This window comes from Natrialba magadii ATCC 43099 (assembly GCF_000025625.1).
GTDB classification, from domain to species: domain Archaea; phylum Halobacteriota; class Halobacteria; order Halobacteriales; family Natrialbaceae; genus Natrialba; species Natrialba magadii.
Genome location: NC_013922.1, coordinates 1,253,637 through 1,269,275, shown reverse-complemented (window position 1 = coordinate 1,269,275; position 15,639 = coordinate 1,253,637). Strand labels below are relative to the sequence as shown.

Here is a 15,639-nt window from a genome sequence, read left to right as displayed (position 1 = left end):
CGATGTGGCACACTGTTATGACACCGAACCGACGGACCGTTCTCGAGTTCACGGGGGCGATCGGACTCGCAACGACTGCCGCCGTCGGACCCGCGGACTGGCTGGCAGCCGACGCGGCAGCACAGGAAGACGAGACCGACAACGAAGACGACACAGACGCCTACCCGGAGTACAGTCGATGGCTCACCCTCGAGGACGACGCCCTCGAGTTCGTCTTCGTCGACTGGACGGCCGTCGGCGACGAGATCCAGGCGGAACTCGAGGGAGAGGTGACCGAGCCAGCGGAGGAAGTACCACCGGAGTTCGAAGCAGATCCGATGGTCGCACCTCTCTCGGAGGCGCTGCTCTCGGCGTACTTCTACGTCGCGCTGGATCTTGCCCAGTACAGGCTCGGACGGATTCTCGAGGCCGAAACGTTCGACTCGACCGTCGAGGACCTGCTGTTGACCGACCGTGTGTTCGTCGCGACCGGCGAAATCGACCCCGACGAAATCGACGCCCAAGTCACCGCCGAGGCGGACGCCGAGTTCCTCCAGCAACTCGAGCGAACGGACGAGATCGGTGCGTACGACATCTACACGCCGGTCGATCCCGAGGCTGACGTGGCGGTTGCCGTCGGGACAGATGCGATCCTGGTTGCCGAAGCGGTTCCGGCGGCCGACGATCCATTGACCGCACTCGAGAGCGCGATCCAGGCCGCTGACGGCGAGACTGAACGTGCGACGGACGACTCTGAGACGCTCGCGTGGCTGCTCGAACAGGAGGCCGACGGTAACAATAACGGCGGTGTCGACGTCGCCGTTGGACAGTACGGTGACCCGACCGACGGGCTCGTCGACATTGATTTCGAGTACGACGAACTCGAGGGTGCAGAGGGGATCAGTTCCTCGTTCACCGTCGAGGACGAGGAGACGGCTACCGGCGACTTCGCGGCGGTGATCGACGATCCGGACGAGGCTGCCCTCGAGGCAGTGCTCGGCGCTTCAGGTGAGGACCGTTCGCTCGAGATCGACGGCGATCGCGTCATCGCTACGGCGATCTGGCGGGAGGACCTGGCGATCAACTAACGGACCTGCGTTGCTGCAACGATCAACTAACAGATCTGCGTTGCTGCAAACACGTCCTGCGCGAACACTCTGGCGGACGGAAAGCGCCACGCAGAAAACGGAAACCGAGACAAGACGGACGACAAAACCTACTCGAGTACGACCACAGCCGACTCCGTCTCGATCATCTCACCCTCGCCGGAGTAGGTGCGCTCGCGTTCGATCTCGAACAGGTCGGACTCGAGTTCCTCGTCGGCGACGTGAAGCGCGGTTGCGGTGCCGTCGTCGTCCGCCTCGATCTCGTACTCGCCGCTCTCGATGCCGGCGTCGATATCGCCGACTTTGGAGCCGAATTTCGGCCCGAGCGTGGAGTAGTCGAGGTCGATCGAGGTGATTTCGGTGGTGACCTCCGGCTCTGACTCGAGCACGGTGAGCTCCTGGACGTGCATCACGTTCTGGATGGCGTCCTCGAAGCCCTCGATCGGACCGTAGACGGCGACCGACTCGAGATCGGCGTTGAGCGGGAGCTGGTTCTCGCTCTTGTAGCGTCGGAGCGCGCCGATGACCTCGAGTGCGGTTTCGCCGGCTGCGAGGTCGGCCTCGTAGCCCTGTGGGGTGGGCCAGTCGCGGGTGTGGATGCTTGCATCGCCGAGCGAAGCGTTGCTGTCTGCATACACTGCCTGCCAGATTTCCTCCGTGACGTGCGGGAGGAACGGTGCCCACAACTCGAGGAAGGTCCGGTGTGCTGTCCGCAGCGCGTACTGCGTCGAGGGGTTGTCCTCGCGGCCCTTCGCGATTTCGAGGTAGTCGTCACAGAAGGTGTTCCAGAAGAACGTTCGCAGGCGGTCGCGGGCCTTGGCGAACTCGTATTCTTCGAACTGCGTGGTGAGTTCTGCGACGGCGTCGTCGAGTTCGGCGAGCAGCCAGCGGTCGATGGGCTCGAGTTCGTCCGGCTCCTCGGGGTCTGCGGGAGCGAGGGTGTCGACGAGCTTCGAGGCGTTCCAGAGTTTACGCAGGAGTTTTTCGCCGGCTCGGAGATCCTTCTCCTGGTACGGGAAGTCGTCGCCGACGGCGGCGCTTGCGGCCCAGAAGCGAACGGCATCGACTGGGTACTCAGCGAGCACCTCGTCGGGAGCGACGATGTTGCCCTTGGACTTGGACATCTTCTCGCGGTTCTCGTCCAGGACGTGGCCGTTGATCATCGTCGCGTCGAAGGGCACCTCGCCGGTGTGTTCGTAGCACTTGACGACGGTGTGGAACAGCCAGAACGAGATGATGTCGTGGCCCTGTGGGCGCAGATCGAACGGGTACAGTTCTGGCTTGTCCATCGCGAACTCCTCGCTCTCTTCGTCCCAGTCCCAGCCGGCGTTGATGAGTGGCGTCAGTGAGGAGGTCGCCCACGTGTCGAAGACGTCCTCTTCGGGGTCGAACTCGTCGTGGCCACACTCTGGACAGGCGTCGACTGGCGGCTCGTCCGAGAGGGGGTCGACCGGCAGGTCCTCTTTCTCGGCCATGATCGGATGGTCGCAGTCCTCGCAGTACCAGACCGGGAACGGAATCCCCGAGTCGCGCTGGCGCGAGATGAGCCAGTCCCACTCCAGGCCCTCGATCCAGTGCTTGTAGCGGGTGAACATCTTTTCGGGGTACCAGTCCATCTCCTGGCCGGCCTCGAGGTACTCCTCTTTGTGATCGAGGATCTCGACGTACCACTGCTTGGAGACGCGGTACTCGACGGGGGTGTCACAGCGCTCGTGGACACCGACGGCGTGGGTGATCTCCCAGCGGTCCCGGAGGGAGCCCTCGTCGTCCAGATCCTCGACGATGGCCTCGCGTGCTTCTTCCGTCGAGAGGCCCTCGTAGTCGCCGGCGAGATCAGTCATCGTCGCGGACTCGTCGATGGCGACGCGAAGCGGCAGGTCGTGGGCCTGGTACCACTCGATGTCGTTCTGGTCGCCGAACGTACAGCACATGACGACGCCGCTGCCTTTCTCCATGTCGACGCGCTCGTCGGCGATGATCGGCACCTCGTGGCCGAAGATCGGGATTTTTGCTGTCTCGCCGACCAGATCCCGATTTTCCTCGTCGTCGGGGTGGACGAAGACGGAGACACAGGCCGGGATGAGTTCCGGTCGGGTCGTCGAGATGACGAACTCCTCACGGTCCGTGCCGTCGGAAGCTAGTTCGAACGCGATATCGTTAAAGTGCGAGCCGCGCTCGTCGTCTTCCATCTCGACCTGCGAAATTGCGGTCTCACACTCTGGACACCAGATCGCGGGTGCCTTCTTGCGGTACTCTCGGCCCTTCTCGTAGAGGTCGAGGAAGGAGAGTTGCGAGATGCGCTGGACGCGGGGCTCGATCGTCTTGTAGGTGTTCGACCAGTCGATCGAGGTTCCGAGATCCTGCATCTTCTCGGTAAACTCGGCCTCGTACTCCGTACAGACCTCGCGACAGAGTTCCTGGAACTCGCGGCGCTCGTAGTCCTGGTGGCGAATGTCGAGTTCTGTCTCGGTCAGGCGCTCGGAGGCGATCCCGTTGTCGTCGTAGCCGAACGGGAACAGCACCTCGCCGTCTGTCATTCGCTGGAATCGGGCGGCGAAATCCTGCAGCGTCGAGCCGTAGAGGTGGCCCATGTGCAGACTGCCCGACACCGTCGGCGGCGGCGTGTCGATGGCGTAGACCGTGTTCGGGTCTCGCTTCGGGTCGCTCTCGTAGGCGTAGATTTCCTCGTCGACCCATCGGTCCTGCCAGTGGGACTCGACGGTTTCGGGATCGTAGCCGCTCTCGAGTGTGGGCTCGTGGTGAGCCGTCTCGTCGGCCTGTGCTGGGTCGTCCATGCTCATGCTCTCACCGCCCGAATCGGGCGTCGTCGATGCGTCGTCAGGGTGGTACGGCAGTGACTGTAATCCATGGTGATACCGGTCGTTGCTCGGTGAATGCTGGTCGCCGACAATACATCCGTCGAAACAGGGTGGGTGATGGGGGGCTACGGGGCCCCTACGAACACCGACTCGCGCGGGCCATCGAACTGACGGACCACGACTGCAACTGCAATTGCGGTTGCGACCGCGACGGAATCGGTCATATACCAGCCACTTCAACGCCAGCAATGTTAGGTGTTTCGCGTCTTACTCTTGGACTTCGTCCTGTCCCATTCCATCTCAGCAACCCAGCCCACGCCAGACCACCCCCGTCCATGCCAGACCATCCCAGTCCATGCCATCCCATGTCTGACTATCCCGGACCATCCCACCTCACGTGTGAAACAAAGGGAGAAGGGCGAACCACTGTTCGAGTATCCAACTAGTACGGCCGAACTGGTATCACCGTCCGCCCTACTAGGACCAGTATGAGTGTGACGTGTCTTCGAACCACCAGGTTCGATCGCTGGACAATGAACTGGATGCGATCGCGTGATGTTGCATGAGCGGCGGACTCTCCTCTCGATACGCCGAGACGATCGTCGATCACAGCCGACTCGTCGTCGTCCTCGTGCTGGTGCTCACAGCCGTCATCGCAGCCGGGGCTGCGATCGGGGAGACAGAAGACGGCGGCATCGGTCAGTTCGAAACCGACTCCGAGGAAACGGCCGCACTCGAGGAGATTGACGAAACGTACGAGACTGACGACGGCGTCGTCGCTCAGCTTGTCGTCCGCGATGAGGGCGGAGACGTCCTCACCCGCGACTCGCTGCTGGAGGGGCTACGTCTCCAACAGGATGTGCAGGAGAACGAATCGCTCAACGCAACACTGAATGACCAGGGCTTCGTCACCCTCGAAAACATCGTTGCAACCGGTGCCGTCTTCGAGGACCGCGCCGCCGAGGCGAACGGGCCACCGGACACGAGCGCGCCCACCCTCGAGGAACAACTCGATGCACTCGAGTCCCGGTCGGACGACGAGGTGGAGGCATTGCTCGCGGACGTGCTCGATCCGGACAGCGACCAGACGCAGGGTGAGGATCCATACGAGTTCCTGCCGACGGAGTACGAACCGGGGTCGACTGACGCCGAGTCCCGGATCGGATTTGTCTTCCAGATAGACGACAGCGGCCCTGACGACGAGCCACAGGCAGCCTACGACGCGCAGGTCGAGATCGCCGATCTCGTCGACGACCGATTCGACGATGCGTTCCTCTTCGGACAGGGTGTCACTGACGAGGCGTCGTCGAACGCGGTCGGTGACAGTTTCGCGATCATCACGCCCGTCGCGCTCGTCCTCGTGCTGTTCGCGCTCGGGACGGCCTACAGGGACGTCGTCGACGTGCTGCTCGGCATCGCCGGTATCGCCGTCGTCATGGGCTGGCTCGGCGGCCTCATGGGCTGGCTCGAAATCCCGATGAGTCAGTTGCTGATCGCCGTTCCGTTCCTGTTGATCGGGCTCTCGATCGACTACTCGTTACACGTCGTGATGCGCTCACGGGAGGCGAGAACGGGACAACTCGAGACGGGGCAGGCTGCGCACCGTTCAGCGGACACCGATGGGGAAACTCCCGCGGCAGGCGTCAGACCGGGGATGCAGTTCGGTCTCGCGAGCGTCGTGCTTGCCCTCGCCGCGACCACGTTCTCGACCGGGGTCGGTTTCCTCTCGAACGTCGTCAGTCCGCTGCCGGCGATTCAGGACTTCGCGATCCTGAGCGCGGGTGGCATTCTCGCGACGTTCGTCGCCTTCGCCGTTTTCATCCCTGCGCTGAAAGTCGAAGTCGACGACCTACTCGAGAACCGCTTCAGTCGTGACCGCCGCAAGCAGCCCTTCGGCCGGGGAACGGGGCCGGTCAACCGCGGTCTGTCAGGAGTCGTCGAACTCGTCCAGCGGGCACCGGTCGTCATCGTTCTGCTCGCGCTCGTGTTGGCCATTGGCGGTGCGTACGGAGCCACGGGGATCGACACCGAGTTCAACGAGGCCGACTTCCTGCCGGAGGATGCGCCGGAGTGGGCCAAGTCGCTCCCCGGGCCGCTCGCACCCGATACGTACACGATCAGTGCCGAAGCGGAGTATCTCGGCGAGAACTTCCAGGAACAGGGGCCAGACAGCCAGAGCCAGATACTGATACGTGACTCACCGGCTGATCCAGCAACGCTGACCGCCATCGAGAACGCGACCAGCGATATCGAGGAGAACAGCACGATCACGGTCCAGGCGGACGGCACCGCCGCAATCGACAGTCCTGTCTCGGTTATCGACGACCTCGCAGCGGAGAACGACACCGTCGCCGCCGAACTCGACGAGCGAGACACGAGCGGGAACGACCTTCCAGACGAGGACGTCGCCGGCTTTTACGACGTGCTGTACGAGGCCGACGAAGAGGCCGTCTCGTCAGTGCTCTCCCGAACTGACGACGGCGAGTACGATTCGGCACGGCTACTCGCGAGCGTTCGCGGCGATGCCGCCGCGCAGGATATCGCCGACGACACGCGCGGCGTCGCCAGCGTAATCGAATCTCAGTCCCCGAGTACGGCAATCGCGACCGGTGGCCCGGTGACGACCGCCGTCGTCCAGGACGCGCTCCTCGAGACGCTCGTCCAGGCGTTCGCCGTCACGCTGGTCGTCATTCTCGTCTTCTTGACGATCCTGTACTGGGTTCGCCATCGGGCGCTCTCACTCGGCGCGATCACGCTCGCGCCGGTCGTCGCTGCGCTCGCGTGGCTTCTGGGAGCGATGGCTGTCCTCGATATTCCGTTCAACAGCGAGACAGCAGTTATCACTAGCCTCGCGATCGGACTCGGCGTCGACTACAGCATCCACGTCGGCGAGCGCTTCGTCGCCGAACGCGACCAGCAGCCGACACTCGAGTCCGCTCTCGCTGCGACGGTGACGGGGACGGGTGGCGCGCTGCTTGGAAGTGCGCTCACGACGGCGGCGGGATTCGGTGTGCTCGCGCTGGCGCTGGCCCCGCCGCTACAGCGGTTCGGGATCGTGACCGGTGTGAGCATCATCTTCGCGTTCGTCGCGTGTCTCACGGTGTTGCCGTGTCTGCTGGTGTTGCGAGAGCGGGTGCTGGAGCGAGTGTGAGTGTGAGAGCACCAATAATGGGGTAAGGAAAGGAGTGGCCTTGTTGAAACCCTCAATCGGTGATAGGTTTCAGCAGCCGTGCTGAATACAGAGCGCGAATGTTGTACCACTGTGAGCCGATCTTCGAAGGCGTGATCGGTCAGCACAGTAGAAGAACTGTGCACTCACCGCGAGTGAACAGAGTGAGCGAGCTGGCCGGTGACCGACCGTAGGGGAGGAAGGAGTGCTTTTCAGCGAAGTTTTGCCGAAGGTACGGCCTGCCGCGCCCGCAGCGCAAAAGTTCGTTGTGCCGAGCGACCGAGCGCAGAGCTAACTGTTGCAGCTCTACACAACGGCTATTTCAGTAGAAGAAGGGGGCAAGTCAACAGGCCCTCAGTAATCCCACCAGTGCGTAGAGTGGCACCACGTCAGTGCGTCGTCTCCTAACTACAACAAGACGTGTCAGAACCACTCGATCAGCCGCTCTCGAACGAGTAGGAGACATGGTAACACTGTCAAGCACGCGACGAACGCAAACATGATACTGAGGCCAGTAACGATCCCGAATCGCTGGAGTGGCGGTGAAAGTGCGAGTGCGAGCACACCGAACCCAGCGGCTGTTGTCGCTGCACTTCCGAGTAGTGCCCCACCAGTTCCGACGACAGTCCTCGTCAACGCCTCCTCCAGTGAGGATTGTCGTTGCCGTTCAGCGATAAACCGTTCCCCGACGTGAATGCTGTAGTCTACTCCGAGTCCAATAGCGAGACTCGTCATTACTATCGTCTCAGTGTTGAAGGGTACATCGAGGAGTGCCATCGCTCCGAGTAACCACGCCAGCGCCGCGACAACGGGTGCAAGCGTGATCGCACCGAGGGTGAGCTCTCTATGTCGAACCCAGTAGAGGATCGTGAGGAACACCAGAATCACGACGACAGTCGTGGTAAATGCCGGGATGAGTGTTTCGAGGAGTGCGTCTTGAACGACTGCTGTAGTGACGGGACCACCGGTTGCAACGGCCGACACAGAGGCACTCGTTTCTATCTCGTCACCGAGGCTGTTCACGTCCGCAGCAATATCCTGCGAAGCCGCATCACCACGAACTGAGACGATGAGCCGAGCCGATTCGTACTCGCCATCCGCCGTTCGATGAAGTACCGACGCTGCCTCGTCAGGAGCGACATCGTATACGACATCGTAGAGGCCTTCGACATCTTCATTCGGGAGGCCATCACCAGTAGTGTCCCGTTCGTCCAGAGCGGCTGCCACAGACTCGTTCTCACTTGCGACCGTTTGCAGTACCGAAGTAGGTCCCTCTACTGCAACTGTTCCGTCTGCGCCGACATCAATCGTACTCGTTCCGCTGACGTTCTGTGACGCGTTCTCGATAGCGACGAGTGTCGATGGATCCGTTATATTGCCTGTTAGCAATATCTGTGCTTGTGAATTTGGCCCGCGATCCTGGAAGTTCTCTCCCAGATACGCGACGTCCTCTGAAATCGTGTACGTGTCTGGAGCGAGTGGACCTGGGAGAGACTGTGTCCAGTCAGGAGCGTCTTCAGGCAGGAAGTCGGCCTGGTTGAACTCAGTATCGAGCCCCGTCGCACCGTATGCGCCGCCAACAGCGAGTACCAATGCGACGAGAATGACAACGACAGGTGCCTTCCTGACGAGACTCACGCCGTTGAGGAGGACCCTATTGACGATGCCAGTTCCCGTTCCGAAGGGCTCTTTGGCTCGGTTTCGGCCAAATCTGGTTTCGAGCAACTCGTCAACTTCGACCTTTATCGCAGGGATCAGGACGCCGAACGCGACGAACGTTGCGAGGATCCCACCCGCGCTGAGGAGTGCAAAGTTCTGAATTGCGGGAAGTGGACTGAGTACGTTCGAGAGGAAGCCGATTCCTGTTGACACCGTCGCAGCTGCGAGTGCGAGGACGACGCCAGCGAGACCGAGGCCCATGCCAGCCCGAGGGGATTGCCATCCACCGTTTGTTTCGTCGGCTACTGGTTCGGTTAGCGAACCTTCTCTCGCCTCCCGGTATCTCATCACGACGTGGAGTGAATAGTCGATCGAGAGGCCAACTAAGAGAAATGGGACGGCGATCAACATCGAATCCATCGGAATTTCGAGCCACCCCTGAAGCCCCACGATCCAGGCCATCACCGTTCCAATACCGAACAGTCCGATCAACACGTCAACGACATCGCGATACGTTACCGCGAGAACAAACAGAATGAGGACGAGTGCAACAGGGGTGATGAGCGTGAAACTATCTCCGATAGCGCTCGCACTTGCCGCGTCAGTAATCCCCTCCCCGAAGACGAACCCGTCGTCGAAGAACGCCTCGAACAACGATTCGATTTCGAGTTGTGCGTCGAAGACCGCCGCTGGTTCCTCGTCGGAACCGGCATCGTCACTGTGGAAGACGAACGTGATTCGAGAATCGGCTTCAGTCGAACCGGGCTCGTACGATGTTGGAAGGAATTCTGCAGGGTCCTCTCCATGGAAATCCCCATCTGGATCGAGGACCGTTTCCAACAGGTCGGTGAACTCCGATTCAGAACGAGACGCGAGCGAATCGATTTGCTCGTCGAGGGTCGGCGAACTGGTCTCGAACTGTCCATCGCCACTCGCGGCTCGGTCTTCGAACACTGCAGCCGTGGCAACGACGTTCTCTATTCCAACGATTCCATCCTCGGAAAGTGTCGTGTGTATCGACTCCTCATCGGAGATTTCCTGTTGGAACTGCAAACTCTTAAGAAGTGAATCTTGGGTGAGTACGTCACCGTTCGAATCACGGACGACGATCTGCGTGACCATCTGCTCGTCCGTACCGTACTGTTCTTCGATTACTTCCTGGGCGTCTGTCTCAGCGGAATCGACCTCGAATTGATTCACATCATCGTCTGCTGGATCACCAATGACGGCTCCTGCTGTGACAGCGGCTGTCAGTACGAGGACGAGGACGATTACCAATTTGCTCCGCGAGACGATCGCATTCGCGTACCGGGTTGAAATGTCTCCGTTCATCGCGGATCTCCAACCTCCGATCTTGTGAGAAGGTCCACAGGCCGTACTGGTAGCGCAGCAATTGTCTGGCGAGTACGCATTACTTGCTTCTCAGGGAGGAATTGATATGGGGTGATGGTGGCGTCCCAACATCTGGGACAACTACAGACAGAATTTGAAGCGCCAGTGCGCCCATTAACGGGTAGAAGTTACCGCCGATAGAGCGCGAAGATCATGATGAGGAAGCCGACACAGAAAAGCAAGCTCTCGATGAAAAGCCCAACAACTGATGACACGCCGAGAACGTGATGAAGAACTCCAGCTAAGAACATCCCGAGTGTAATAACCAACAACCCGGCCGAGAAGTACTGGAGTCCCTCGATTTTCGTTCGAAGGTATGCTCTGTAAGCCATCACGGAGACTGCCCCTCCAAGCACGAGAACAGCCAATTTGACGAGCCCGAGCAGTAGTTCGAATGGACCGATCATGATTCTTTTTTCATCTCCGACCAGAACGTTGCTAATCGGTCTTCCGGGCTCTCTTCGGGCCGATCGATTTCGAGCGTAAATTCGTCAGCCTCGTCGATTCCGACCGAAATGTTCGTGAAATTTCGTTCATAGAGGGTTACGTTCGGTCCATCTCGACGAACTTCTGTATACTCCTTGACAAGATCAGCATCACGAAGCAACTCTAACTTTCGATACATGGTCGATTTAGGGAATCCACATTCATCACACAGCGTGTTCGCAGATTTCGGCTCGTACAATGACTGGAGTATCTTCCGGCATTTGCTATCATCGAGCGACTCCAACACTGTGGAAATGTCTGCCTCTTCGTGCGTCTTTGAACTCTCCTCTCCCATTATATGGTTCGATTCAATTTCACTTCTCTTTGACGGGATCAGACAGAGCCGATTCCAGTTGATGTTTTCTTCACTCATTTCCTCGATGTGAATGGATTCCCAGGAGCTTCGCGGGCAAGATCGCCGGTGTTACTCTCCGTTTCGGCTGAGAGGTCAAAGAGGTCTTGGCCATTCCCATATCATTAGACTAGTGTCGAAGATTCGCCGACGAATAGCTTTCCAATACTGCACCCTAGTCCCACGTTCTGGGACGTCTCCTCTTCTCCTTATATTCTCCTTTCGACATCGATTATGATGTCCAGTGAAATATGTGCTACTCGAAAGACGTTCCAATACCAACGCAGAACCGCCAATTCGATCATTTTCCAGGGTGACTGCAACCACGGGCGTCTACATTCTCGGAGCAGTGATCCACAATGATGACGACTTTCGATGTCGTCATGATAATACACACCGTCTTTGCTGCAGTCTGGACGGGCGGAACCCTCGTGATTGCAGGTGCAGTTATCCCGGCTGCTCGCAACGAATCGCTCAACGAGAACGCGATCTCCCTAATCGTTCGGCGGTTTTGGTACGTGACAGTCGCGTCAGTTCTGCTATTACTGTTCACAGGTGGCCATCTTGCGGGCACGCTCTATACTGCTGAAACGTTACAAACGACGGACCGAGGCCATCTCGTACTGAGTATGGTCGGGTTGTGGTTTCTCTTACCGATTGTACTCTACTTCGGCTCTCGTCCTCTCATGCACATCTCTGCGGAGAAGTCTACAGTATCTGCAGCAACAGCAGCGCAACCGTGGTTTATTGGGGCAAGCGCGATCTCAATTGCGTTGCTCATCGTTGCTGCTTTGTTGTAGGATTTCTTAGTTGAAACCTATTCCTTCGACTCTCTATAGATCATTTTTCACTAATAGGTGCGAGAGGCGAGCTAAGGATCATCGAAGCCACAATTTTGGAGCGGTTGAGGGTAGTGACGACGTGCTTTTCATCAACACTTTGCCGAGCGGCCGAACGAAGCAAGGGAACGCAGAGCAAAATATCGCAACTCTACTGGATGATCAATTCTCTGACCTCCGAGTGATACAAACGAAACTGCAGTGCTGAACTCATGCTCTATATTCAGCACGCCTCTCTTGTCAGGTAGTGAGGGTTTCAACAGAGCCAAAGGAGTGCAACGCGGGTGGGATACCACCTGAGACCTACACTGACTCGGAATCGGAGTGTGCGCGCACCCACAGTTCGCCAATTCTGGAGAGTCGGGTTCGGTAGGACTTGCCGTGTTCCTCACGTTCGATGTACCCCTTGCCGCCCGGTCCGAGGCGATCGACGTTGTAGATGACCTTCGAGCGGAAGCTGTCGGTGTACTCTTCGTTCAATTCGCGGGCGAGCGACTCCGCGAGTTCGGAGACCGAGTCGAACTCGCCGTCCTCACCGAGTTTGTAGAGGATTAGCTCCTCGAACGGCTTGACGTTCGAGAACGAGGTGACGGGAAGTTCGACGATATGCGCGCCGTCGATTTCCTTCGCGCCGATCGTGGTGCCGCGCTCGTCGAACTCCGAGAGGAGGTCGCGGGCGCTCTCGAGACGGTCGTCGATCTGGTCGTCTTCGACGGCGCCGTTCTTGAGTTCCTCGAGAAGCCGACTCTGCTCACGGAGCTCCTCTGCCAGTTCGGTCTCCAGATACTTTTCGGGAGCCGTGTAGTAGGTGTGGATCTGCTCGCGTTCGTCCTCGCGTTCGACCATCAGCGAGTTCGCGGCCGTCGCGAACGCGAAGCTCACGGTGCGGGGCATCGCGGCGACGTTGACCCAGACCTCGTTGCCGGCGTCGAGTTCGGCGGTGATGAGGTCGTAGGCCTGCTCGAACGCCTCGTCGTAGTCGTAGACGTCTTCGAGGACGAAGCGTTCGGTTTCGGCCCCGAGCAGGCTCCGGAAGTCGGTTTCGAGTTTCTCCGAGAGGTGTCGGGAGTACTCGACGTTGGCCTCGCTGCCGACCGCGCCCTCCAGTAGGATGACGCTGTCGACGTCGATCTGATCGCGCACGAGCGGGGCGATCAGCCGGTCGTAGTCGAAGCCGACCGGAACGATGTGTGTTTGCATAGCTCCGACTTGGACCGGTCATCTCCTAACAGTATTGGATTGGGGTGGTCAGGCGTCCGCGTCGGGCGACTCGTCCGACGTGGCTGCTGATTCGTCGGGAACGTCATCCTCGGCGACGTCATCAGCCTCGGTAGCATCGTCGCCGAAGTCGATCGACCGAATCAGCGTTGCGATCGTCTCGCGGTCGCGCTCCGGATTCACGTTGAGGCCGGACTCGAGTTCGGATCTACCGGCCGAATCGGCTGCCTGCTCCACGACGGACTCGAGTGGCAACACGCCGCCGGCGACCCCGTAACTCTCCGCGGTCGGCCAGACGGCGACGTTCGCTTCGGCGGCGAGCTGGTCGGTTCCGTTGGATACCTGTTCCGAATCGACCGTGTAGCTCACGTCGAGCACGTACCACCGACCGACCGCTCCGTTCGGCCCTTCGAATTCGAGTACGTCCCGTGTTTCCTCGACGGTGAGGCCGTCGTCGGCGACGGTGTCGACGAACTGAGACTTGGCTTTGGGTGCGGCCTTCGAGAGGGCGGCGTCGGGGGCGATGCCGATGGCCGATAGCGGCGGAGAGATCGAGAGATCGACAGCGAAGAGCGACCTGACGGGGATGTCGCCCGCGCCGATTGCAGCGGTCGCCGGTTCGTCGACTGGTTCGTACAGCGTCGTCTCGGCGGTGATCGAGGCGACGAGCACGCTCGTGCTCCCAGAACGGGTGCCGAGTGGCTGCCACGCGTCGGCGAGTGAGGAGGGAAGATCGGTTGGCATTGCGATGCGATAGGACGAGGAGGCCTTTCGGTGTGTCGCTCCGTACGACACTGTTGGGCGTCGCGGGAGACACGCTCGTCGCGCTCGATTTGTACGTGCTCAGTGTACAACCCGAGTTCAATCCGAGCGCAACCCATCGAAGTACAGCGCCCGCTGCTCGTCTGCAGCCGGCATCGTCACCAGCGACACCACGACCGTAACGACGAGTCCGAGTCCCATTCCCACGAGTCCCGCCGTCCACCCTGCGTAGGTGCTCGGTACGACCGCGGTAAACAGGCTTGCGAGGTAGAACGCCTGACTCGCCAGGATTCCTGCCGTCATCCCTGCACGTGTCGTCCCGCGCCAGTAGAGTGCCACCAGCACCGGCAAGGCGAGCTGTGCGAACCCGCTGAAGGCCGCATCACCCAGTTCGAACAGCGTCGCCGGATTCACCAGACTCACCAGGAACGACGCCGTCGCGAAGACGACCACGCCGACTCGTGCGACGAGGTCCTCGCGTCGCGACGAAATCGACTGGATATCGGAGCGGGACTCGAGTACCGGCCGGTAGAGGTCCCGGGTAAAGTACGACGAACCGGAGAGCAACATCGAGTCCGAGGAGGACATCATCGCGGCCATTGCGCCGGCGATGACGAGTGCGGCGAACCAGACGGGCGTGTACTCGGCGAGAACGATCGGAAGGACGTTCCCGCCCTCTGGAATCGTCACGTCGAGGCCGCGGGCCCACGCGCCGATCAGGAAGGAGGGGACGAACAGGAGAACACAGAGGATGGGCCAGAGGGCGAACGACCGCTTGAGGACGGTTCGAGAGCCGGCGGCGAAGAATCGCTGGTTCACCTGCGGGAACATCGCGACGCCGAAGCCGATCGTGATTGCGGTTGAGAGCATCCACTGGGGCGTGTAGTGGTCACTGCCGAGTGCGAGATGTTGTGCAGCCTCCGCCTCCAGTGCTGCAGTTGCGCTCGTCGGTCCGCCGACGACGGCGAGCAGCCAGAGCATCGCGACCCAGGTCACGACGAGCATGAACGCGCCCTGGAGGGTGTCTGTCCACGCGATACCGCGCATGCCGGCGAGGACGACGTAGAGGATCATAAACGCCGTAATCAGTCCTGCGCCAGCCCAGTAGGGGATTGCACCTTCGGTCAGCGCCGTGAGGGCGGTGCCAGCGCCGACCTGCTGAAGCATCACGTAGGGAAAGAGCCAGACGAGGCTGATTCCAGCCACGAGTCCACGGAACCACGTGGAGCCGAACCGGTCGCCGAGCATCTCGCCGAGCGTAACGTAGCCGTGGTTCTGACCCAGCAGCCACTGTTTGTAGCCGATTACGTACCAGAGGATTGCGAAGATGATACCGTCCATCAGCCCCATGACGAGCACCCATTCGGGGCCTTGCTGGTAGGCCACGTTGGGACCGGCGAAGAAGGTAAACGCCGAGAGCAGCGTCGCGAAGGTGGTAAACAGGAGAACGATCGTGCCAAAGGTCCGACTCGCCAGGTAGAAGTCCTCTGCTGTCCGGTCGGCAAGCCGGTAGGCAACGAGTCCGATTGCAAGCGCCAGAATCAGGTAGCCGACGATGATGCCGAGTTGGAGTGTCAGCGTCACGGCTGGTCACCTCCGGCGTCGGTTTCAGTTTTTGCGGCCATATTGCCGGCCTGTGTCGCTCCGCCAGGTTCGATGCCGAGTCCCCAGGCATGTCGGCTGAAGAGCCAGAAGACGACCGAGGTGAGTCCCATCCAGCCAATGTGCCACCAGAGCCAGAGCGGGATGCCGGCGACTGTCCTCGAATCACCCCAGAGGAACCACGGAATCGCGAGCGCACAAAGCACGACCGCGACCGCGAGCCAGCCGACGAGTTGCAGGTGACGCATACGCCGTG

General features: G+C 60.2%; 11 protein-coding genes. 3 read left to right on the top strand and 8 right to left on the bottom strand.

Annotation, left to right across the window (positions count from 1 at the left end; translation table 11 throughout):
- The first annotated feature begins 17 nt into the window (after nt 1-17).
- Entirely contained in the window at nt 18-1,067 is a 1,050-nt protein-coding gene (locus tag NMAG_RS05950) for a hypothetical protein (RefSeq protein ID WP_004217142.1), read from the top strand.
- Between the two features lie 128 nt (nt 1,068-1,195).
- Here NMAG_RS05950 and NMAG_RS05945 read toward each other — a convergent pair whose 3' ends face one another.
- Nucleotides 1,196-3,886: a valine--tRNA ligase gene (locus tag NMAG_RS05945; protein WP_012996487.1), complete on the bottom strand. Its 2,691-nt coding sequence runs from the start codon at nt 3,884-3,886 to the stop codon at nt 1,196-1,198.
- 580 nt (nt 3,887-4,466) lie between these two features.
- On the opposite strand from NMAG_RS05945, the gene NMAG_RS05940 reads away from it, so the two are divergent.
- Complete coding sequence (locus tag NMAG_RS05940; RefSeq protein ID WP_004217139.1) at nt 4,467-7,055, top strand: efflux RND transporter permease subunit; 2,589 nt, start codon at nt 4,467-4,469, stop codon at nt 7,053-7,055.
- Nucleotides 7,056-7,496: 441 nt separating this feature from the next.
- Here NMAG_RS05940 and NMAG_RS05935 read toward each other — a convergent pair whose 3' ends face one another.
- From NMAG_RS05935 to NMAG_RS05925, 3 genes are all read right to left on the bottom strand, one after another.
- Nucleotides 7,497-10,064, bottom strand: a complete 2,568-nt coding sequence (locus NMAG_RS05935; protein WP_004217137.1) for an efflux RND transporter permease subunit — start codon at nt 10,062-10,064, stop codon at nt 7,497-7,499.
- Nucleotides 10,065-10,252: 188 nt separating this feature from the next.
- Nucleotides 10,253-10,531, bottom strand: coding sequence for a DUF7521 family protein (locus tag NMAG_RS05930; protein WP_004217135.1), 279 nt, complete (start codon nt 10,529-10,531; stop codon nt 10,253-10,255).
- On the bottom strand, nt 10,528-10,983 hold the full coding sequence (locus tag NMAG_RS05925) for a winged helix-turn-helix domain-containing protein (RefSeq protein ID WP_012996485.1): 456 nt from the start codon (nt 10,981-10,983) through the stop codon (nt 10,528-10,530). The genes NMAG_RS05930 and NMAG_RS05925 overlap by 4 nt, the downstream gene beginning before the upstream one ends.
- Nucleotides 10,984-11,321: 338 nt before the next feature.
- Here NMAG_RS05925 and NMAG_RS05920 point away from each other — a divergent pair, with 338 nt between their 5' ends.
- Entirely contained in the window at nt 11,322-11,762 is a 441-nt protein-coding gene (locus NMAG_RS05920) for a hypothetical protein (RefSeq protein ID WP_004217132.1), read from the top strand.
- Between the two features lie 342 nt (nt 11,763-12,104).
- Here the strand turns inward: NMAG_RS05920 and NMAG_RS05915 are convergent, their stop codons facing one another.
- The 4 genes from NMAG_RS05915 to NMAG_RS05900 all read right to left on the bottom strand — a co-directional run bounded on the left by NMAG_RS05915 (nt 12,105) and on the right by NMAG_RS05900 (nt 15,631).
- On the bottom strand, nt 12,105-13,001 hold the full coding sequence (locus NMAG_RS05915; protein WP_004217131.1) for an HFX_2341 family transcriptional regulator: 897 nt from the start codon (nt 12,999-13,001) through the stop codon (nt 12,105-12,107).
- Nucleotides 13,002-13,049: 48 nt separating this feature from the next.
- Nucleotides 13,050-13,763: a hypothetical protein gene (locus NMAG_RS05910; protein WP_004217129.1), complete on the bottom strand. Its 714-nt coding sequence runs from the start codon at nt 13,761-13,763 to the stop codon at nt 13,050-13,052.
- A gap of 117 nt (nt 13,764-13,880) precedes the next feature.
- A complete protein-coding gene (locus NMAG_RS05905) occupies nt 13,881-15,365 on the bottom strand; it encodes a sodium:solute symporter family protein (protein ID WP_004217127.1) in 1,485 nt (494 codons plus the stop codon).
- Entirely contained in the window at nt 15,362-15,631 is a 270-nt protein-coding gene (locus NMAG_RS05900) for a DUF3311 domain-containing protein (RefSeq protein ID WP_004217126.1), read from the bottom strand. Before NMAG_RS05900 ends, NMAG_RS05905 begins: the two co-directional genes overlap by 4 nt.
- Between the last annotated feature and the right edge of the window lie 8 nt (nt 15,632-15,639).